Source organism: Hymenobacter sp. BRD67, assembly GCF_013256425.1.
In the GTDB taxonomy this organism is placed as follows: Bacteria; Bacteroidota; Bacteroidia; order Cytophagales; family Hymenobacteraceae; genus Hymenobacter.
In genome coordinates, this window is sequence record NZ_CP053904.1 from 686,922 (window position 1) to 707,876 (window position 20,955).

Consider the following 20,955-nt stretch of genomic DNA (forward strand, 5'->3'; position numbering starts at 1 on the left):
TTTAGTAAAACGCCCGCCCGAGGCCCAAAACGCAACACCCTGCCGCTACCTGCTGCCCTCTAAAGTCTTCGCGCCAGGCAGCCGGCGGCAGCAAGATGCTACGTTTTGGGCGGGTAGGGCTAGCGGCGGGGCTTTGCCTGGGCCAGGGTAGCCGGCGCGGCCGGCAGGTGCGCCCGGTCGAGCACTACCAGCACCCGTTCGCCCTGGGCCTCGGCTACCTGGCGTTGCAGGCGCTGGGCACGGTACTCGCGCACCTGGGCCTCGATGGCTGCCATAAAGGTGGCCGCCCGGCCGCTCGGGCCAGCCATAGCGGCCTGCTCCCAGTGGCCGCTGGGGCACTGCGCGCGGTAGGTGGCTTGCAGCGCGGCTACGTTCGGCACCACTTGCTCGGTGCCCGGCAGCCAGTATGAGCTTTGGGCGATGAGGGCCGCCATGGCCTGCCGCACCTGGGCCCGTGACGCCCCGGTGCTCAGCTGGTACTGGCGGGCGACCCGTAGCAGGTAGTACAGCTTGAGCTGCGAGGGCTCGAGGCGGGCGCGCAGGTAGTCGTATTCGGCTAACGGGTCGTCGAGGCGCTCGGCCTTGGCGCCGTGCTGCTGGGCCAGGTAGCGGGCATAGCCCGACTCGCCCAGGCGGGTAATGGTAAGGGATTCGCTGCTATCGACGCCCAGGTCAGGCTTTTCAAAGAAAACCAGCGTGGGCTTGCTGGCTTCAACTACCTGCCGCAGCCGGGCAAACTGCTCGTGCTGAGTGTTGTGCGAGGTTTCGACGCCGAAGTAGGTGACGACCGTGCCGGCAGCAGGTGTAGCCGGATGGCTGGCGGCTGAGTGGCAGCCCACCAGCTCACGCAGGTCGGCTTCGGGCGCGGTGAAGGCGAAAGACTGCGCGAAGGCGCCGGTAGCGGGCAGCAGAAGCGCGGAGGCGAGCAACAAAGCGGTGGTTTTCATGTGAGCAAAGAATAAAGAGTTAAGAAAAAGAAGGGCAACAGGAAGCCGGGGAGCCGTTGGGAAGCTCCAAAAAAGGGTTGTATTCCAGGTAGTTGGAAATAATTAGCCGCCGAAGCCGCCGCCGCTGCTGGGGCCGCGTCGATGCGGCCAGGCTTGGCCTTGGTGGCGCCGATGTACCAGGTGAAGCCTAGCCACGCCACACGGGTCTCGAACTTGTTGTAGAGCGCGGTTTGCAGCTCGGGGGTGGCAATTTCGGTGCGGCGCACCTGGGTATTGAGCAAGTCAGAAACTCGCAGCGTGAGGGCAGCGCGCTCGCTGAACAGGCGCTGACGCAGGGCCAGGTCGAGGCCGCCGGTGGCCAGCTGCCGGCCCTGGGCCGTGAGCACCGCCGAGCGGATGTTACCGGTCAGCTGCACGTCGAGGCCCGGGCGGGGCGTGAAGTTGTTGGCTAGCCGGGCCGTGCCGGCCAGGGCGGCGCGGTTGGCGGTGTTAAGGGCGTTGGCAGCAATCTGGGCGTAATAGACCGAGCCGGTAGCCGACACGCGCCACCACTTGGCCAGGGGCTGGGCCCAGGTGGTTTCGAGGCCGAAGGTGTTGGTGGTGCCCACGTTGTCATAGGTTTCGCGGGTTACCACGCCCACATTATTGGTGCGGGTGGCGGCGCTGTCGATGGTGCGGATGCGCTGGATGGCATTCTGGGTGAAGCGGGCGAAGACCGTGTTCGTAATGCTGGCCCCGTTGGCCAGGTTCAGCTGGTGGCCTGCTTCGAGGTTGTGGCTGAACTCGGGGAGCAGGGCGGCGTTGCCCTGGCGGTAGTTGCGCGGGTCCTGGTAGAGCTGGATGGGCAGCTGCTGCATAAAGTCGGGCCGGTTCAGGCGCCGGGCGTAGCTAAATTGCAGGCGGCTCTGGCCGGCCTCCTTACCCAGCTCGCGGGCCACCGTAGCTGAGGGGAAAAGGCTGACATACTGGCGGTTTACCGCCGCCGTGCTGTTGGCCACGCCGCCGTTTAGAAAGGTGCCCTCGCTGCGCAGGCCGCCCTGGGCGCTCCAGCCGTGGGTCAGTTGCTGCGAGTAGGTAGCGTAGGCCGCCGGCATCACCTGCGTAAAATTGTAGGCAAACGAGTTGGTGGGGTCGAGCTGAAACTCGGCGCCAGGGTCAACCGAAGTCGGCTTCAGCATGGCCGTGCTGCCGGTGTTGTGCAGCACCTGGTTTTTCAGGCCTACTTCCAGCTTGCCCTTGCCATCGGCGCTGGGCAGCGTGTAGTCTACCTGGCCAAAGTAAATCTGGGCATTTACCTGCTGCGCCTGCCGGAAGCCGGCGGGCTGGGCGCTGCCGGTTATCAGCTGGCTCACCGGAATAGTGGCATCGATTTTTACCATGCCCGCGTTGGCGGTCAGCTCGCGGCCTTTGTGGGCTTCCCAGGTGTGGCGGTAGTCGGCCGACGATTCCAGAACGGTCACCTTTACGTCGGCGATTTGCTGGCCGTACTGCGTCGTCACGGTGGGTGAGCCTACCGTTTGCTGGGTCAGGGTCTGGTTGTCGAACTCGCTCTGATGCTCCCAGTGGGGCTGCACGCTCACGCTCAGGGTTTGCTCCTTGGTCAGGTCGTAGTCCAGGCCCAGGTTCAGACTGTGGTTACGGTTGTGCTGGGTGCCGGTGCCGTCCTGGGTGGTGTAGAGGCTGCTGGTAGTGGTGCCATCGGTGAGCAGGGCGGTTTGCTGGCTGTTCGAGCGGGTACGGTAAAGCTGGTCGCGGCCGTCGTAGCCCAGGTTCCAGGTGGCTTTGCCGTGGTGCCGGCTCAAGCTCAGGCTGGGCGAGTATTTGTCGCCATTGCCCACCACCAGGGCGGCCTGGCCGTTCCAGCCTTCTTTCTTGTTCTTTTTGGTAATGATGTTGATAACGCCCGCCCCGCTGGCATCGTACTTGGCTGAGGGGTTGGTCATTACCTCCACCTGCGCAATCTGCGAAGCCGGAATCTGGTCGAGGCGCGGGCCGGGACCGCTGTTGCTGGTACCGGCCGGCTTGCCATCAATCAGAATAGTGAGGTTGCTTGAGCCGCGCAGGCTCACTGTGCCGGTAGCATCCACGGCCACGGCGGGCACGTTTTCGAGTACGTTCACGGCGGTGCCGCCCACGCTGCTCAGGTCTTTCTCCACGTTGATGACCGTTTTGCCGAGCTCCTGCTGCACAATGGCTTTCTCACCCGTCACCTTCACCTCCGCCAGCTGGTGCGTGGCAGCGCTCAGCTTGAGCAGGCCCAGGGCTACGCTGGTTTGGCTGGGAGCCACCCGCACGGCCTGGGCCAGACTTTGGTAGCCCAGCGCCAATACCCGAAGGCGGTAGGCGCCGGCCGGAATCTTGGGCAGCTCAAACGTGCCTTCCAGGGTGGTTTGGCCGCTGGCAACCAAGCTGGTATCGGCGGCCCCGGCGTGGCGGAGCAGCACCGTGGCAAAAGGCAGCGGCTCCGCTTTGGCCCCGCCATCCACAGCCGTGCCGGTGATAGTGGCCCGAGTGGCGGCCGGCCCGACCTGAGCGTGCAGCCCGGCCGGCAGCATCAGCAGCAAGGCGAAGCTGGTGACCGGGAATAGTGCGTTGATTTTCAGAGAGTAATACATGGCAAATGGCGCGAAGAAGTAGGTTTTTTTGGGCATGGCGAGTCCGTTCCCAACCAGCTGCAGTTCTGGTGAGTGAAAGAATCGGTGCCCGGTGCAGAAGCCCCGGAGCGGGTAAGTAGGCTGACTAGCGAACTAGTCGGGAAGAGTGACCGGTACTATTTCCGGCCCAAGTCAGCGGCCCGGTTGGCGGCTGGAAGCTACTTTCAGCCGCAGCTAGGTGCGGCAAGGTTGTAGGTAGTAAGGTGGTACTTGGCTTTTGATAGAACAAACTTACAACAGGTACTTTGTTTCGCATAGTACTGTTTCAAAATATTTTCACAACACTGCGTTTACAGCGTCCTGGCGCCGGTTTTTAAGTAAAATATTTTTTATGGTGCCTCGGGGCTTGCCCGTTTTACCCTTCTTGCAAGCCCTACTACCGGGCAGAGTGCTAAACGTTACGCGGCGTGAAGGGTAATTTTTGCAGGTTGCTTCCCGAAACCTGACAGATGCAGCGCAGGGCTGAGCGGTTGCTCGGCCCCGCAGGCAAGGCGCTGGGGAAAGGCCGCTTGCGCAACTGCCCTGCCGCAACGCTTGCTAAAGCAGTTGCGGCAGGGCAGTCAGGATAGGGCGACTAATAGCTGCTTTATATAGTAAATTTACTATATAAAGCAGCTATTCCTTTTCATAGTCCAGCAGGTTCTTTATCATGCCTTTGAAGATAATGCCGTGAAACGGCAGCACGGAATACCAGTACAGCCGGCCGGCCAGGCCCTGGGGGCGGTAGGCGGCCAGCTGTTCCAGCGCGTGGGTGCCGTCGGGGTTGTCGACGATGCGAAACTGGAGCCAGGCCTCGCCAGGTAGCTTCATCTCAGCATATAGCAGCAGGCGGCGGGCAGTACGGTCGGCCACCAGCACCCGCCAGAAATCGAGCGGGTCGCCGGCCCGCAGGTGGTTGGGCGAGCGGCGGCCCCGGCGCAGCCCCACGCCACCTACCAGCTTATCCATCAGCCCCCGGATGCGCCAGAGCCAGTCGGTTTTGTACCAGCCGCGCTCACCCCCGATGCGCCAGATATTATCCAGTACTTCGGCCACCGGCCGCGTAAACGTGCGCCGCTGCCGGTCGAAGAACATCCCGTTTTTAGGTATCTGAATGGCATCCATGTAGTTCTGGCGCAGGGTGCCGCTGCTCATGGCATCGCTCCAGCTACTCACTACCTCGTTTTGCTCAATGCGCTGAAATGCCAGCGCCAGCGCCTCGCGGTAGCTCATGCAGGCGTGCGGCACCACGCGGGCAATGCTACGCGCCGGGTCGACCACGGTATCATTCTTCAGGCTTTCGACCAGGCTTTGGGCCAGTGAAAACGAGGTGCTCGTAACCAGGTACAGCCACCACGATGACAGCCGCGGTGTGAGCACGGGCACCGTAAGTATCCAGCGCCGGTAGCCGCGCTGGGCAGCCAGGCCGAGCAGCATCTCCTTGTAGGTCAGAATGTCGGGCCCGCCCAGGTCGAAGCGTTGGCCAAAACAGTCGGGGTTGTTGAGCACGGCCGTGAGGTAAAACATCACGTCGCGAATGCCCAGCGGCTGGCAGCGCGAGTTGAGCCAGCGCGGCGTTATCATCACCGGCAGCTTCTCCACAATATCGCGGATAATCTCGAACGATGCCGAGCCCGACCCAATGATGATACTGGCCCGCAGTACCGTGAGTCGCGCCGCACGGGCCTCGCCCAGTACGTCTTCCACGGCCTGGCGCGAGCGCAGGTGTACGCTCAGGTCGTGGTCGTTGGTGATGCCGGAGAGGTAGATAACCTGCCGCGCCGCGGTGCGGTCGAGGTAGTGGGCAAAGTGCCGGGCCGAAGTCTGCTCCAGCTGAAAAAAGTCTTCGCCGTGGCCGCTCATGGAATGCACCAGGTAGTAGGCCGCATCTATATCGAGCGGCAGGCCGGCCAGCGAGTCAGGCCGGAGCAGGTCGGCCTGCACTACCTGCACCTGCGGGCGCAGGCTTTCCGACATAGTATCGGGCAGGGCGAAGCGGCGCGCATCGCGCACCAGGCACACTACCTCGTGGCCCGCCGCGGCCAGCACGGGTAGCAGGCGCTGGCCGATATAGCCGGTGGCTCCGGTAAGCAGTATCTTCATGGGCAGAGTGGAAAAGGGACAGGCGCTACACGTTGTACTGTACTAAGAACTTAGCAATGACGTAGTTGTTCGGTGGTTCCAGCCGGGGCTCCGCTTATCTTTGCCACCATGAAATACGCCTACTTCTTTGCCGCCACCGCTGCCTTGAGCGCGCTGCTGGCCCCCGCCGCCCAGGCCCAAACAAAGCTTACTATTCCGCAGCCCAGCCCCGGTGTGCATACTCGGGAAGCTTTCTCGACCTCGTTTATCGAGCTGAGCTATTCGCGCCCCTCACTGAGAGGCCGCAGCGCCTTTGGCGGCCTCGTGCCGTATGGCCAGGTGTGGCGCACGGGCGCCAATACAGTCACCAAAATCCGGTTTGGCGAAGAGGTGAAGCTGGCGGGCCAGACCGTGCCGGCCGGTACCTACGCCCTGCTCACCATTCCGGGCAAAGCTGACTGGACGATTATCCTCAACCGCGATACCGCGCAGTGGGGCGCCTACGAGTACAAGCAAAGCCTCGATGTAGCCCGCATTCCGGCCAAAGCCAGCAAGCTGGCCGCGCCCCAGGAGAGTATGTCGCTCAGCCTCGAAAACCTACGCCCCGCCGCCGCCGACCTTACCCTGACCTGGGAGCGCACGCAAGTGAGCCTGCCGCTTACCGCCAACCCCGACCCTATTGTGCTGGCCCAGATTCGGGAGGCCATGAAAGGGGAGAAGAAGCCGTACGTAATGGCGGCGCAGTACTACTACAACACCAACCAGCCCGACCTGAACCCCGCCGTGGGCTGGCTCGATGAGTTTATTAAGGCCAACCCCACCGAATATTACGGCTACTACTGGAAAGCTAAGCTGCTGCAAAAGCAGGGCAAAAATAAAGAAGCCGCGGCAGCCGCCAACAAGTCGCTGGAGCTGGTGAAAGTAGATAAGAACGATATCTCAAAAGCTGAATATACGCGGCTCAATCAGCAATTGCTGGCTGAGGTGAGCGGGAAGAAATAGCTTACCAATTCAGACAAGAACGTCATGCTGACGAAGGAAGCATCTCTACCGTATCGTTGAACGGCGTGGTAGAGATGCTTCCTTGGTCAGCATGACGTTCTATTTATATGGTCACCAGCCAGACCGCTACTCCTTCGGCGTAGCGGTCTGGCTGGTGACCATTTGCGAGAAGCTTTTGGCAGCGGCCGAAAAATCAGAAGGCAGCATAATGACCGTCGTGGTATTGTTGTCGATGCCGATTTCGGAGAGCATCTGCATGCGGCGCAATTCCAGCGAGTAGGGGCTTTTTTCCATCTCCTGCGCGCCCTGCGTGAGCTTGATACTGGCTTCCAGCTCGGCTTCGGCCTTGATGATGCGCGCCCGCTTTTCCCGAATGGCCTCGGCCTCGCGCGCCATTGCCCGCTGCATAGATTCGGGAATCTCGACATCTTTAATTTCGACCAGCTCAATCTTCACGCCCCAGGTCTCGGTGGCAGCGTCTACTATTTGCAGCAGCGCGCCGTTGATGTGGGCGCGCTCGCGTAGCACTTCATCGAGCTGATTTTGGCCGATGATGTTGCGGAGCGCCGTCACCGACAGCTGGTACACCGCCTTGTTGTAGTCGGCCACCTTAATCACCGCGTCGGCCGGGTTAATAACCTTAAACCACAGCACCGCATTCACCTTGATGGTCACGCTGTCCTTGGTAATGGTTTCCTGTTGCTCCAGCTCCACGGTTTTGGTGCGCATGTCGATGGTTTGCTGGCGCTCTAAAATTGGAATCAGCCAGTAGAGGCCCGGCCCGCGCGTGCCCGTGTAGCGCCCCAGCCGAAACACAATGGCGCGCTGGTATTCCTGAGCAATGCGCAGGCTCATGGCCAGCAGCACAACGGCGACGATAAGCAACGGGAGCAGCGGCATAACCAGATTGTATTAAAGAGTTTGGCGAATGTATCGCTCGCAGCTTCAAGTTATTACACTGGCCCTGGCTTAGGCCTATCTGCCAAGGATACGCAGGGTTTTATCGTCGGCTATTCCCTTAAAAAATTTCGCTAAAACCACCTGAAAAACCGGATTCGCATCGGGCAGAGCGGCGAATAAAGTCATCGATGATTTCAATTTTAAATCATCGGGGCTGCCGAATATTCGGTTCGCATCAGTGCCTTCCAGACCTAGCAAGGCGTGGCAAATCTCCACCAGCCGGCTGCCCAGAACCGGGTGCTGAAAGTAAGCTTCCGCCTCGGCTATGTCTTTGATTGCGTAATGCTTCGAAATCTCGCTAAATCCCAAGCCCTGAATTTGAGGGAAAATATACCACATCCAATGGCTGCGCTTGCGGCCATTTTTAATTTCGGCCAGGGCCGCCGCGTAGTCAGTAGCCTGCGCGTCGAGAAAGCGTTGGAGGTTGTGTTCAGTAGCCATAATGCAGTGCCAGATTATTTCCCAGATTATACCGTCCAACCCTGGCGCGAGTTTAGCGCAGCGTAACTCGTGCCGATTAGCGCGTGGAAGTTGCACCTCCACTGCCGCGCCAGCGGCAAGGCAGCACCACGCCGCCAGGCTGTTTAAACGGATCGTTCTATGGGAGGTACAGCCTCCCCCGGAAGGTTGGAGTTACGCTGGGCTAAACTCGCGCCAGCTGGGGTAATCTGAATGCTCAATATATTGTTTATTTCCCCATAGCTCTCTATTTCTTTAGGAATAAGAATCTGCCCTGAGCCAAAAAAATTATTTGCATATTTACTTTTAATGAGTAGCCCATGTGCCGTTTCGATAATCTTATCTATGTCTTTAATATTTATCGCAATATTATTTTGTGGATAAATTTGCTTTGTATTTTCTAGGAGCATCCTATTTATTCCAAATAACGACTCTTTTTTACTGAAGTCAATAATTTTTCTTATTTGATTATTAGTAATAATTATCTTGTAATTAGCGTAAAATAACTTTTTGAAGTTATATGTTTGCCAAAAAATGAAAAATAGTATAGTTGAGATGAGTGCTATTAAACTTAAGAAGAAAATAAATGCATTTTTGATAGGAGGAATGCCTTTAAAAGCAAGAAATAAAAAAGGTGTGGCTGTGCTTATAAAAACAGTGATTCCACTTTTCTTGAGGTCGCGTATTACCAATGACTGTATTTTGTTCGGTAGGATTTTGAATGTCTTATCCATTGAAGATAGATTTAATATCTATTATAAGCGAGCACTGAAGTGTTTATGTGTATACCTGTAGTATAAGGTTATTACTAATTGTCTTTCAGGCGATTGCAAAAAGAACGTCATGCTGAACTTGTCAATTCATGACGCTCTTTTTTGCCATAAGCGTTCATCTTCAATCAATGATAACTAGATTGAGTAAGTAGTAAATCCAGCGAATAGCTACCGCCCCACCACTGGCAGCACGGGCGCACTCTCGTGCCCGGCCGCATCAATACTTACTACGCCAAAAATGTAATTATCCTTGCTGATGGCCAGGTCGGCGGTAGTGCCGCTCACCGGGAAGCGCTGCTGCCACTGCGGGGCGCTGGTTTCGCGGGCCAGCACCACGTAGCCGGCGGGGGCGGGGCCGCCTTGCGGTGCCTGCCAGCGCAGCTCAGTGCGGTTGGTGAGCTTGGCGGTGAGCACTTCCACTTTTTGCGGGGCGGCGGGGGCCAGCGCCAGGCTGGCCAGGGTGGCCAGGTTTACCTGGGTGGTGCGGCGCAGGTAGCGGAAATCCATAAACTCCGTCTTGTCGCCGTACACGAGGCCGTTTTCGGTGCGCAGGTCCTGGTGCTGGTGATTGAAGTTTTCGTTCGTTTCGGTGAAGCGCACGGCCGCGTAGCCCTGCTGATTGAAGGGCGTGTGGTCGCCGCCGCGCAGGAAGCGGTCGGGGCGATACTCCAGCAGCACCGAGTAGCCGCCGGCGCTCACGTACTGGCGGGCGGCGGTTTGGGCGTAGCGGGCAAGCTGGCGGCTGGGCGCGTCGTTTTCGGAGCTGAGCTGACGGCGGATGCGCGCCTGCTCGGGCGTTTCGGTGGCCGGCACGCCCTCGCTGAATACGCGCAGGTGCAGCGTATCCGTGATTTCGGGGTCGTAGCCGTGCGAGTTGCCCACGATGTCGTTGTTGAGCATCGCTATCACATTCCAGCCCTCTTTTTTAGCGCGCTTGGCGAGGTGGTCGGAGCCGAGCAGGCCCTGCTCTTCGCCCTGCACGGCCACAAGGCGGATGGTGCAGGGGAATTTCTGGCCGGCCAGCACGCGGGCTACTTCCATCACGGCGGCCACGCCGCTGGCGTCGTCGTTGGCGCCGGGCGCGTCGGCGGTGCGGTTCATCACGTCGGTCACGCGCGAGTCGATGTGGCCGCTCATGATGAGCACGCGGGTATCTGTGGGGTCGGTGCCGGGAATGGTGGCCAGCACATTGGCCATGAGCGTGGTTTTATCGACGCGCTTGCCGTCGGCCTTCAGCGTGAAGGTGTCCATCTCGACAGCCATGCGCCCACCGCCGGCCTTGCTGTACTTCTTAAACTCATCGAACACGTACTGGCGGGCCGCGCCGATGCCACGCTTTTTATCCTTGGTATCGCTCAGGGTATGGCGGGTGCCGAAGCTGACGAGCTTGCGCACGTCGGCTTCGAGGTTTTTACTCGAAACCTCGTTCACCCAGCGCTGGATGTTGGGGTCGGGGGCAGGCTGGGGGCGGAGGGTTGGGCCAGGGCCGCCAAGGGCAGCAGGCAGGGGAGAAGTGGTAGAATTTTCATAAGGAATCGCAAGAAACGACAAACGCCGCTAGTCGGGCAAGACTAGCGGCGCTTTATAGGCACCGGTCAGGCAACGGAAGTTGCGTAGGAGTGTGTGAACCTGGCCTGCCCGGGCTACGGTTGTTGCACAACGACGCACACGGTAGAGGCGTCAAGCAAGGCAAATTCCCATAAGCCCCAGGGCTTGCGTACTACCTGGTTGCCATTGGGGTGCAAGAGCTCCGGAGTTCGCTGCTTCACCTGGGCAAAAAGCCCGTGAATGTCGTCTGTTTCGAGGCGCAGCTCGGGGCGGTCGAGGGCAGCCAGAGCAGCGTTTTGCAGCAGGTGCACCTGCACCGCGTCTTTAGCTAAAATGCAAAGCGGCTGCGCGCTGGCCAGGTCCTCGTAGCGCAGCTCGAAGCCAAGCCCTTGCATAAACAGGTGCTTGCCAATTGCCAGGTCGGCATAGAAGACGTTGGGAATGAGTTTGAGCAGGGCCATGGTTGTTCTATCCCATCGTGTGGTACACGGCCTGCACGTCTTCGTCTTCCTCCAGCTTGTCGATAAGCTTCTCGACCTCCTCGGCCTGCTCGTCGTTGAGCGAAACGGTGGTGTTGGGCACGCGCTGCAAGGTAGCGCTTACGATGTTCACGCCTTTGGTATCCAGAGCTTTCTGCATCTGGCCAAAATCGGTGAAAGCCGTTTCGACCACCATATACTTATGCTCGGCTCCGTGCTCGTCTTCCTCGGTGGTTTCGTACACGTCTTCCGCCCCGGCGTCAATCAGCTCCAGCTCCAGCTCGTCGCGGTCGAGCCCTTCGGCGGCCAGCTTGAATACGCCCTTTCGGGTAAAGGTGTAGTCGGAGCTGCCCGCCGTGCCGAGTGCCCCGTTGTTGCGGTTGAAGTACAGGCGCACGTTACTTACGGTGCGGGTGGGGTTATCGGTGGCCGTTTCGACCACGATGGCCACGCCGTGCGGGCCGTAGCCTTCATACACCACTTCCTGGTAATCTTTCTCATCCTTACCGGTGGCGCGCTTGATGGCGGCTTCCACGCGGTCTTTGGGCATGTTTACACCCTTGCCGTTTTGCATGGCCGTGCGCAGGCGGGCGTTGGTATCGGGGTTGGGGCCGCCTTCTTTCACGGCCATCACGATTTCCTTGCCGATGCGGGTGAAGTCTTTCGACATCCGGTCCCAGCGCTTCATTTTGCGGCCTTTCCGGAATTCAAATGCGCGTCCCATCTTTTCAATTATCAATTAACAGTGAGCAATGAGCAATTAAGGCGGCGGGGTGGGAGGAGCGGCCCGAATGCGGGCGCAAGTTAGCAAGGGCAGCCGGGGGGCGGCAAGGCTCCGGCCCGTTCCTCAAAATAACAGCTCAAAACCTCAGATTTTCTGCTACCTTGTACGCCTAACGCTAGGCATTATGGGTCAACTCATTACTTGGAAGCAGCTGGCGCTGGCGCTGGCCTTTTGCGGGGGAATATGGGCCGGAAAAGCCCACGCTGGCGGCCGGCCCAATCCGCAGGTCGCAGTCGATAGTCTGCGCCGCCGCGCGGCCGTTGAGCCCGCCGACACCAGCCACGCCCAAACGCTCAACGAGCTGGGTTTCGACCTGGCTCAGCTGGGGCGCTATGCCGAGGCGCGCGCCACCCTGCGGCGCGCGCAGCGCCTGAGCGAGCAGCTGCATTTTGCCACCGGGCAGGTGCGGGCGCTCAGCGCGCTGGGCGTGAGCTACCAGAACGAGGGGAATTTTCCGCGGGCGCGGGTGCTGCTCGACTCGGCCATTGCGCTGGGGCAGCGGCTGCACGAGGGCCGCAAGCTGGGCTCGGCGCTGCTCAACCGCGCCCGCCTTTGCAATGCCCAGGACGACTACGCCTGCGCGCTGGAATCGGTGCAGGCGGCCCGGCATTTTTTTGAGGCGCGCGGCGACTGGCCACGCACCGCGCAGGCCCTGAACGGGCTGGGTTCTATCTATAGTAATCGGGGCGATTATCCGCGGGCGGTGGCGGTGCTGTTTGAGGCCGTGCAGCTGGCCCGCCAGCACCACGATGCCCAAACCGAAGTGAATGCGCTGGGCAATATCGGCAACGTTTATCTCAAGCAAAAAGAGTATGACCAGGCGCTGCGGGCCTACCAGCAGTTACTGCCGCGCCTCGACGCGGTGCCCGATTTTCGGGGCAAGCCCGAGGCGTATCACGACCTGGCCATTGTGCTAAGCCACCTGCACCGGCCGGAGGCTGAGAGCTATTTTAAGAAATCGATAGCGGGCTTCGAGCAGCTGAAGGAACCGGCCGATGTGGGCCAGGTGCTGGGCAGCTACGCAAACTACCTGCTGGATGCCGGCCGCCGGACTGAGGCGATTGCTACCTATACCCGCGCCCTGGCGCTGCTGCGGGCCGCCGACGACAACAGCAGCATTGCCGCCACGCTGGCGGGCCTGGCCAGGGCTTACCAGCAGGCTGGCCAGCCGGCCCTGGCGGCCACCCACGCCCGCGAGGCGCTGGCTCTGGCCCGGCGCATTCACGACCTGCCCGATGCCCAGAGCGCCGCCGCGCTGCTGGCTACCCTGGCCAAAGCCAGCGGCGACTACCGCCAAGCCCTGGCCTACACCGAGCAAGCCCAGGCCGCCAACGATTCGCTCTTCAGCCAGGCCAAGGCCGAGCAGATTGGCCGCTTGCAGGGCGATTTTCAGCTCAGCCAGGAGCGCGAGCGCCGGCAGGCGCTCGCGCGCACCAGCGCCGCCCAGACCGAAACTCTGCGCCTGCGGCAGCGCCAGGTGCGGGGCCTGATAGCCGGCTTGGTGGCCCTGGCGCTGGGCGGGCTTGCCCTTACGTGGCTGACCTGGCAGCTGCGGCGGCGCAATCGCCTGGTAGAGAAGCAGCGCGCCGAGCTAACGGAGCTCAACGCAACCAAAGACCGGCTGTTCTCCATTATCGGCCACGACTTGCGGGCGCCGCTCCACTCGCTACACACATTTGTCGAGCTGCTGAGCGGCCCGCCGCTGCCGCCCGAGCGCCTGCGCCAGTACACCCAGCACCTTACCCAAACCCTCGACCAAACGCTGGTTTTGCTCGAAAACCTGCTGAGCTGGGCCGCGCTGCAAATGCGCGTAGCCGGCCCCGTGCGCACCGAGCCGCTGTCGCTGGCTGCCGCCGCAGAAGATGCCATGAGCCTGCTCGGCCCCACGGCCGAGGCGGCCGGCCTAACGCTGCGCAACACCCTGCACGGCAACGAGTGGGTGCAGGCCGACCCCGCCGCCGTGCGCATCGTGCTGCGCAACCTGCTCAGCAACGCCCTCAAGTTTGCGCCCGGCGGCCGGGTAACGATAGCCGCTGAGCGCCACGGCGGCAGCTGGCAGCTCGCCGTGGCCGACACCGGCCAGGGCCTAGCCGAGCCTACGCCGCGCCAGCCGCTGGCTCCCGCTGGCCTGCCGCGCCGCGTGGCCGCCGGGCCGGGCCGGGGCCCAAGTGCCGGGCTGGGGCTGGTGCTGAGCCGCGACTACGTGCAGCGTAGCGGGGGCGAGCTGGAAGTGGAGAGTGCCGGGCCAGGTAAGGGTACCAACTTTTACCTGCTGCTGCCGGCTGCCCCGGAAGCAGCCGTATCGGCTAATGGGCCGGTGCTCGCGCAAAATGCCGTAGTAGATGCCGGCCGCTAGCGCCCACTGCCGGGGTGGCGGCTTACCAGGCGCTGCTGCACCACCCTGGCCAGCACGCCTTCACGGAAGCTTTGGCCCAGGGGCACTGTGAGGGTGAGGCCAAGGCGGACCTCATCGGCCGTAATGGCGTTGATGTGGGTCGCGTTTACCAAAAACGAGCGGTGCGTGCGCAGAAAGCAGTGAGCTGGAAGCTGCTCTTCGAAATGCTTGAGGCTGACCAGCGTAACGTGCACGGCTCCGCTGAGCAGGTGCACCTTTACAAAGTCGCCCATAGCCTCGACATAGGCCACCTCCGCGCAGCGCAGCCGCAGAAACTGCTGCTCGGTGCGGATAAAAAAGGTGTCGTCGGCCGGGGGCGCGGCCTCGGCCGTGGACTGCCCGGCGTGCAGCCGCAAGGCCTTGTCGATGGCGCGCAGAAAGCGCGGAAACGTCAGCGGCTTTACCAAAAAATCGACTGCGTCCAGCTCGTAGGTGGGCAGCGCGTATTCGGGGTGCGAAGTGAGAAATAGTACCGGCGGCGGCTGGCGCAGGCTGCGCACCAGCTCCAGGCCGCTTAGGCCGGGTAGCTCGATATCGCTGATTAATAAGTCGGTGGGCGTGCGGTTGAGAAACTCGAAGGCTGCCATCGGTTGGGCGAAGGTGCCGTGCAGAGCCAGGGCCGGTACCCGCCCCACGTAGCTGGCTACCAGGTCGCAGCTCAGCGGGTCGTCGTCGAGCACTGCGCAGCGGAGAGGTGGGGCTGATGGCGGGCTGGCAGGTAGCATGGGAGAGCAGAAAGCAGGTTTTCAGGGTCGCCCAACTCCTTGACCAAAAGCAAACAAGGTAGCCAGCGCCCCGGCAAGGTACACTGCGCCCGCCGCTCTTCAAACCCCCGGTCTGGTATTGGCCGACGCCAGCGCCGCTTCATCGACTTTTAGCGCCGGTTGCCCTACTTTCTTTCCGGCGGGGCGCACCAAAAACTACTTTTATCCGCAAGCCACCCGGCACCCTGTCGGGCTGGCGCCTACCTCACTTTCACCCTTTTAGCCCTCCGCTTTATGTATACGCTTACGCTGAACACGCTGCGGCTCACCTTGCTGCTGTGCCTGACCAGTGCCCTGACCGCCGCTGCTCAATGCCGCGACCCCTGGATTGGGCAGATTTACCAGCAGGTCTATAATCGCAAGCCCGTAGGACAGGGCGAGACGGGAGAGTGCAACATTCATCTGTATAATAATGGCACCTGGGGCAGCCGTGATGAGCTGATGGGCTACATCAAGCAAGTGCAGCAGAGCGGCTTACGCATTGGCGTGGCCTCGCTGGGCAATAATACAGTGATGGTCGTGGCCCAGGGCAGCCAGGTTTTTGCCGCATCGCTACTCGATGCGGGCGGCAATATTGTGGCCGCCGGCGGTGGCAATATTGTGGCGGCGGGCGGTGGCAACATTGTGGCGGCGGGCGGCGGCAATATTGTGGCGGCGGGTGGCGGCAACCTCACTGGCCTCAATGCCAACACGCCGGGTTTCGGCTTCGGAAGCAACTACGGTACCCTGTCGGCTGGGCAACGCCGCGTGGTCACCAGCGGCAAAGGGGCGCTGGTAGTACGGTAAGCAGTAGCGATAGGGCTATGCTGGTCAATTTCACTGGCAAGGCCCGCTCAAGCAGCCAGCTACCGGGCAGGCAAAGTCACAAGTCCGCAATCTTAATCCTTCTAAAAAATATGAAAAAAACTGTAATTAGATGGCTTCTGAGGCGCCTGACAGGGGTCGTGCTGGCCTGGGTGCTAATCGGGCTGGTGGCCGGCTGTGCCGGCACCAGCGCCGGAAGCGCCCCCGATGGTAGTCCGCTGGCCGGTGAGGTAGCGGGGGCAAACCACGCGGACTGTTTTTTATGACGCGCCTATGGATTGGTACGGGTTCGCTCGAAAAGTCGGCCTACTATTTTGCTGCTGATGGCCAGGTCTACCAAAATCCTACGGGCTTTACAGCTGCTGCGCTGGCCGCTACGCCAGCGAGCCAGCGGGGTAGCTATGCCGTGGATGACAATACCCTGACTATCAAGTGGGCCAGTGGCCAGTCTAGTGTCAATAAGCTGGAAGACGTCCACGACAATGCCTTCAACTGGGATACCGGTATTTTTCTGGGGGTAAAGCCCTTCGACAGTAGCCAGCAACTGGCCGGCTCCTTCGAGGGTGGCAACTCGGTAAGCTTCGGCGGCGGCGGGGTGTCGGCATCCAACGACCTGACTTTCAGTGCCGATGGTACTTACGCGCAGGGTGGGGTCGTAACGGCCAGCGCCAGCTCGTCGGAGAGCACTACTGATGTGGGCAGCGCCAGCAGTAGCGGTGGCAAGTGGCAGCTCAATGGTTGGGTACTGGCCCTCACCGACACCAAGGGCCAGGTAGCCACCGGCGTAGCCTTTCCGGTCGAAACCGACGATAAAACCCAGCAGGTAACGCGATTCTACTTTCAGAACGTGGCCTACAAGCGCCTGTAATATATGAAATTTTATATATTTCCTGTGAGCATCATGAAAAATAACGCGCCTTTCCTCACTGCCCTTTTACTGACCTGGGGGATGTTGCTGAGTACCGCTCTGGCCGTGGGCGCCTGCTCATCGAGCAGCGGTAAGGATACCGATACCAGTGCCGCCGGCCTGCTGCCGGGCAGCACGGCCGGCGGCAAGCCCGTCGGGCTTTTTTTCTTCGTCAGCTCGTCCGATTTCAACAACCAGCGCACGTACTACTTCACGCCGGCCGGGCAGGTGTACGTTGACCCCACCGATTTTTCGGCCGCGGCGCTGGCGGCCGTGGGCCCCGGCCAGCACGGCACCTACGCGGTAGCTGGCAAGCAGATGACCATCAAGTGGGCCAACGGCACCACCACTACCGGCAACTACCACGCCGACGCGTCGGGCTTTAGCTGTGAGGGCTCGTTTATGTGCGTGGCGCCCCTGTCCAGCGCCCGGCAGCTGGCCGGCACCTTCGAGGGCCACAACGCGGCCGTGACCGTCGATGCCAACTCGCTGGCGGCGTTCCGTACGCTCACGCTCAAACCCGACGGCACTTTCATCCGCGACAGCTACGTGGCCTCGCATTCGGAGTCGCACCACGCCGATAACAGCAGCTTCAATACCGATGCTGCCTCGACGGGGGCTCAGCAGGCGGGCCACTGGAAGCTCGACGGCTGGTACCTGACCCTGACCGATGCCAGGGGCACCGCGCGCGGGGTAGCCTTCCGTACCGACTGGGATGAGAAAACCGACCAGACCAAGATTTTTCGCTTCAACGGCACCTCCTATAAAAATACCGGCCTGCGCTAATGCTTGCCCAGCTGCCCGCTTCTACCTGTAAACGCTACAGCTATGGTCAATTTTCGATTTGCCCTTATGTGTACGGCGCTGCTGAGCTTGCCGTGGGTGAGCCGCGCCCAGCAAGCGGCCAGCGGCGCGGCGCTCTTCCAGCGCGGCCAGCAGCTCGAAGCGGCCGGTAACCGGGCCGCGGCGGCTACCACTTACCAGCAGGCCTATGCTGCCTACATGAGCGTCGATGACTCAGATGGCATGATAAAGGCATTAGCTAAAAAGAAAGCCCTTACCGGCGAGGGGCTGCCACCGGCCGCCGCAGCGGCGCCTGCCCCGGCGGCCCGGCCGGTGGGCGTGGCGATGCGGGCCGCCGCGCCTGCTGGCGCGGCCATTGCGGCGCCGCTGGCCGGCCGGGTAGCGGGAGGCAAGCCGCTGGGCCTGTTTTTTATGACGCGCTACTGGATTGGCAGCCACTCGCTGGAAAAGGCGGCTTACTACTTCACGCCGGCCGGGCAGGCCTACCAGAACCCCACCGGTTTTGGGGCGGCCGACCTGGCGGCGCTGCCCGCCGTGAGCCGAGGCAGCTACGCCGTAACTGGCAACACGCTCACTATCAAGTGGGCCGATGGCCACACGAGTACCAGCGCCCTGGAAGACGTGCACAGCAATGCCTTCAACTGGGACACGGGTATTTTTCTGGGAGTGCAGCCATTTGCCAATACCCAGCAGCTAACCGGCTCCTTTGAAGGAGGCAACTCGATAAGCACCAGCAGCGGCAGCGCGGCAGTGTCGAGCGACCTCACCTTTCGGGCCGATGGTACTTACAGCGGAGGCAGCGCCTCCAGCTTTAGCGGCAAAGACACGGGTGGCAACACCACCTACGACGCCGGGGCCTCGGGAGCCGGGGCGGGCCGCTGGAGCCTCAGCGGCTGGGTGCTCACCCTCACCAATGCCCAAGGCCAGACCCGGCGCGGCGTGGCTTTTCCCTTCGAGATGGACGATAAAACCGGCCGCGTAGTGCGGTTTTATTTCGATAACGTGGCTTATAAGCGGCTATAGCCGACTCTCATTTTATGCATTATAAACCTGCCCAGCCGGGTTGCGACCAACTTCCCAGGCGCTCATTATTGCTGTCGTCGGCAGCTAGCAGCCAGCTGCTCTGGCTCTGGTTCAACGTTGTAGCGGTGCTGGCATTGCTGCTAGGCCCGCTGACCGCCACGGCCCAGATACGCGTGTGGAACGTAGGCGACCGGGTAGAGGCCGGGCCCAATGGCTACCACCCGGCTACGGTGCTGGCCGTGAGCCCGGCAAAAGTTTCGTTCCGCCTGCACTATGAGGACAATGCGCATCCCGACGACTGGGTAGAAGGCTACTGGATTCGGCCCCGCAATACTCAAGCCAAGGCTGATGCGCTGGCCGCCAATGGCCCTCGCCTGGGCAAGTATCTCATTTATGTGTATGCCACCAGCTTTGGCGCCTACAACGGATACTTTCTGCTGCAACCAGGCGGCAACTACCAGCTTTTCCTGCCTGGTGGAAAAAGTGCGGGCGGCGGCACCTACGCTTTCGACCGGGCCACTGCTACCGTCAAGTGGCAAACCGGCCCTTTTGCCAGCAAAGACTGGGATGGTACCCAGAAGCTCATCGTAGAGCGGGAAGGCAAAGGCTACACTATCTGGTTGAAAAATAGAACTATCGGCTCTAATAGCAGCGATTAGGCCGGCCCGTACCGGTTGGGGCGCCAAGCCGCTGCAAGTAAGCCTCTACGCTATAATCTGCTCACTGCCAAACGACTTGAGTATGAAATTTCACTATGCCGTTATCAGTATCAGCTGCTTTGCCGGCGCGCAGCTCAGCGGTGGGGTAGGTAGCTCACTGCCAGCCGGGTACCCAGCTGATAACCATGCTGCTGGCTTGCGCCCAGCGGGGCAGCTCTGGTCAGGAAGTGGTCGGACTGTCCCAAAGCCGACCTGGCAGTGGAATGCCGCTGGAATGGCCCCGGCGGAGAAGCGCTGCAGATGCGCTATCCGGGCGCCACGGTGCGCGTCACGCTTATGCCCTGGCCCCGCTGCCCGCCGGGGCCAGGGGGCAAGCCATTACCCAGCAGGTGCCCATTGGTACTAAGCTGTGTATCAAGGCTATTCCGCTGGGGTTGTACTCTTTCAATGGTATCATCGCGGAAGGAGCAGCTCCCAATCATTCGGCCGCCAGCTACGCTAGGCAGCTGCCCTCATCTGCCAGAAATCACTGATTGACTGCCTCCTACAAACTTATCCCTTCTCCTATGGACACTTCTTCGCCTTCTCTCTCCGCTTCTGACCAAGGGCCTGCCAACCCCGCGGCCACCCCCACCTGCGAAGCTTTCGCAGTGAAAATTGGCTATATCTGGCTGATGGTGCTGGCGCCGGTCGCTGGCTTCGTCATCGGCTTGGTGAGCCTCACCGCGGCTCCGAATGCGGGTGTATTGGCCCTGGCCCTGGCCCTGCTGGCAATAGGCTACCTGGCCTGGCGCCGCGGCTACCGCGCGGTGCGGCTGGAGCTGCGACCCGAAAGCCTGCACATTCAGCCTGCCGCCGCCGGCCAGCCGGCCCAGGAGCTGCCGCTGGCGCGCATTGCCAACTACCTGCGGCCCCAGGAAGCGTATTATCAGATACTGGAGCTTCAGCTGCATGGCGGCACCCAGCTTCGCTTCGGCAAGCGCCTGCGCGAGCCCACTGCCGGCCTCCTGAGCCTCGACGACTGGACCGAAGCCTTGGTTAGCCGCCTGGAGCTGGCCCGGCCCGCAGTAGCCCCGGGCGCGGCGGCCAGCGTGCCCGGCACCGCCGCACTGGCGAGCGGGCTGGCGGCCGAGCGGCCCCGCATTTTTGCGCGCACCACCTTCGGCAAAGTACTGGCGGGTCTGGCTATTGTGTGGATGCTGCTGGCCCTGCTGGTGCTGCTCGACCCCTCGCAGCCGGGGCCGGCCGCCTGGGTCTTTGTGGTGCCGAGCCTCTACATGGGCTATTATTTCCGCGCCCGGGGGTCGCTCAAGGGCATTAAAGTGCAAACCAAATTCCTCACCGGCATCCAGGCCGACCGCGACAACTGGAATGATAACGACTGAGCTGCCGGCAGCTTGCGTAAGAATGACTTACCAGCCACTGGCCCCGCAAAGCTTACTTTTTCTGGCTGGGCGAGCTGCTCGTCGCCAGTAGCTCATACACCCCTTTATTGCCTTTGGGATAGCCGTCGATGGTGATGGTGAGCCGCCGCGTAGCGGCCACGTAGCGAAAAGTGCCCCGCTGCACGTCGGGCCCTTTGAGGTCGGTAAAGCGGAAGATAATGCTGTCGCCTTTGGTCGTAAACCTGCCGTGCTGCGTGAAAAACCGGGGGCCACTGTCGCCCATAAGCAAGCTCAGGCGCTTATCGTAAGTGCCATCGGCGCGCAGGGCCAGCGTGCCGCCCACGCCCGGCACGCTCGTCGGCGGCTCGCCGGTAGTGAGGTCGACCACGGTGTAGGCCGTGTAGCTATAGGTAGTATAAAAGGCCACCGGCAAGCCCGGAGCGGGCAATGTAAAGAGTGCAGTCAGTAATATTAGATTTTTCATATACTAAAAAAGGAAACCCCTGCCGCTATCCGGCGAGCAAAAGTCGGGCAGCAGCAGGGGTTT

Annotated in this window: 19 protein-coding genes; 8 read left to right on the forward strand and 11 right to left on the reverse strand. The window is 61.2% G+C overall.

Going from position 1 to position 20,955, the window contains the following annotated elements:
- Window positions 1-119: 119 nt before the first annotated feature.
- The 3 genes from GKZ67_RS03125 to GKZ67_RS03135 all read right to left on the reverse strand — a co-directional run bounded on the left by GKZ67_RS03125 (window position 120) and on the right by GKZ67_RS03135 (window position 5,683).
- Entirely contained in the window at window positions 120-947 is an 828-nt protein-coding gene (locus tag GKZ67_RS03125) for a hypothetical protein (RefSeq protein WP_173241100.1), read from the reverse strand.
- Window positions 944-3,598, reverse strand: a complete 2,655-nt coding sequence (locus GKZ67_RS03130; RefSeq protein ID WP_173241101.1) for an outer membrane beta-barrel protein — start codon at window positions 3,596-3,598, stop codon at window positions 944-946. Before GKZ67_RS03130 ends, GKZ67_RS03125 begins: the two co-directional genes overlap by 4 nt.
- 618 nt (window positions 3,599-4,216) lie before the next feature.
- A complete protein-coding gene (locus tag GKZ67_RS03135) occupies window positions 4,217-5,683 on the reverse strand; it encodes an SDR family oxidoreductase (protein ID WP_173241102.1) in 1,467 nt (488 codons plus the stop codon).
- A gap of 108 nt (window positions 5,684-5,791) precedes the next feature.
- Here GKZ67_RS03135 and GKZ67_RS03140 point away from each other — a divergent pair, with 108 nt between their 5' ends.
- Window positions 5,792-6,664, forward strand: coding sequence for a DUF2911 domain-containing protein (locus GKZ67_RS03140; protein ID WP_173241103.1), 873 nt, complete (start codon window positions 5,792-5,794; stop codon window positions 6,662-6,664).
- A 126-nt stretch (window positions 6,665-6,790) separates the two neighbouring features.
- Here the strand turns inward: GKZ67_RS03140 and GKZ67_RS03145 are convergent, their stop codons facing one another.
- The 6 genes from GKZ67_RS03145 to GKZ67_RS03170 form a co-directional block, all read right to left on the reverse strand.
- Window positions 6,791-7,564, reverse strand: coding sequence for a slipin family protein (locus GKZ67_RS03145; protein WP_173241104.1), 774 nt, complete (start codon window positions 7,562-7,564; stop codon window positions 6,791-6,793).
- 75 nt (window positions 7,565-7,639) lie between these two features.
- Window positions 7,640-8,065, reverse strand: coding sequence for a DUF1810 domain-containing protein (locus tag GKZ67_RS03150; RefSeq protein WP_173241105.1), 426 nt, complete (start codon window positions 8,063-8,065; stop codon window positions 7,640-7,642).
- A 143-nt stretch (window positions 8,066-8,208) separates the two neighbouring features.
- Window positions 8,209-8,817, reverse strand: a complete 609-nt coding sequence (locus GKZ67_RS03155; protein ID WP_173241106.1) for a hypothetical protein — start codon at window positions 8,815-8,817, stop codon at window positions 8,209-8,211.
- A 207-nt stretch (window positions 8,818-9,024) separates the two neighbouring features.
- A complete protein-coding gene (locus GKZ67_RS03160) occupies window positions 9,025-10,407 on the reverse strand; it encodes a M20/M25/M40 family metallo-hydrolase (protein ID WP_254245033.1) in 1,383 nt (460 codons plus the stop codon).
- A gap of 92 nt (window positions 10,408-10,499) precedes the next feature.
- On the reverse strand, window positions 10,500-10,865 hold the full coding sequence (locus tag GKZ67_RS03165) for a hypothetical protein (RefSeq protein ID WP_173241107.1): 366 nt from the start codon (window positions 10,863-10,865) through the stop codon (window positions 10,500-10,502).
- A 7-nt stretch (window positions 10,866-10,872) separates the two neighbouring features.
- Entirely contained in the window at window positions 10,873-11,607 is a 735-nt protein-coding gene (locus tag GKZ67_RS03170) for a YebC/PmpR family DNA-binding transcriptional regulator (protein ID WP_173241108.1), read from the reverse strand.
- A gap of 184 nt (window positions 11,608-11,791) precedes the next feature.
- Between GKZ67_RS03170 and GKZ67_RS03175 the strand changes: the two genes are divergently transcribed.
- A complete protein-coding gene (locus GKZ67_RS03175; protein WP_173241109.1) occupies window positions 11,792-14,023 on the forward strand; it encodes a tetratricopeptide repeat protein in 2,232 nt (743 codons plus the stop codon).
- Here GKZ67_RS03175 and GKZ67_RS03180 read toward each other — a convergent pair.
- Entirely contained in the window at window positions 14,020-14,787 is a 768-nt protein-coding gene (locus tag GKZ67_RS03180; protein ID WP_173241110.1) for a LytR/AlgR family response regulator transcription factor, read from the reverse strand. The genes GKZ67_RS03175 and GKZ67_RS03180 overlap by 4 nt on opposite strands.
- Window positions 14,788-15,060: 273 nt before the next feature.
- On the opposite strand from GKZ67_RS03180, the gene GKZ67_RS03185 reads away from it, so the two are divergent.
- From GKZ67_RS03185 to GKZ67_RS03210, 6 genes are all read left to right on the forward strand, one after another.
- A complete protein-coding gene (locus GKZ67_RS03185; protein ID WP_173241111.1) occupies window positions 15,061-15,612 on the forward strand; it encodes a hypothetical protein in 552 nt (183 codons plus the stop codon).
- A gap of 280 nt (window positions 15,613-15,892) precedes the next feature.
- Complete coding sequence (locus GKZ67_RS03190; RefSeq protein WP_173241112.1) at window positions 15,893-16,498, forward strand: hypothetical protein; 606 nt, start codon at window positions 15,893-15,895, stop codon at window positions 16,496-16,498.
- Window positions 16,499-16,579: 81 nt separating this feature from the next.
- Window positions 16,580-17,323: a hypothetical protein gene (locus tag GKZ67_RS03195; protein WP_173241113.1), complete on the forward strand. Its 744-nt coding sequence runs from the start codon at window positions 16,580-16,582 to the stop codon at window positions 17,321-17,323.
- Between the two features lie 66 nt (window positions 17,324-17,389).
- On the forward strand, window positions 17,390-18,364 hold the full coding sequence (locus GKZ67_RS03200) for a hypothetical protein (protein WP_173240504.1): 975 nt from the start codon (window positions 17,390-17,392) through the stop codon (window positions 18,362-18,364).
- Window positions 18,365-18,378: 14 nt separating this feature from the next.
- On the forward strand, window positions 18,379-19,023 hold the full coding sequence (locus GKZ67_RS03205) for a hypothetical protein (RefSeq protein ID WP_173241114.1): 645 nt from the start codon (window positions 18,379-18,381) through the stop codon (window positions 19,021-19,023).
- 566 nt (window positions 19,024-19,589) lie between these two features.
- Window positions 19,590-20,408 carry a hypothetical protein gene (locus GKZ67_RS03210; protein ID WP_173241115.1) on the forward strand — a complete coding sequence of 273 codons (819 nt, stop codon included), beginning with the start codon at window positions 19,590-19,592 and terminating at the stop codon, window positions 20,406-20,408.
- 52 nt (window positions 20,409-20,460) lie between these two features.
- Here the strand turns inward: GKZ67_RS03210 and GKZ67_RS03215 are convergent, their stop codons facing one another.
- Window positions 20,461-20,892, reverse strand: coding sequence for a hypothetical protein (locus GKZ67_RS03215; RefSeq protein WP_173241116.1), 432 nt, complete (start codon window positions 20,890-20,892; stop codon window positions 20,461-20,463).
- Between the last annotated feature and the right edge of the window lie 63 nt (window positions 20,893-20,955).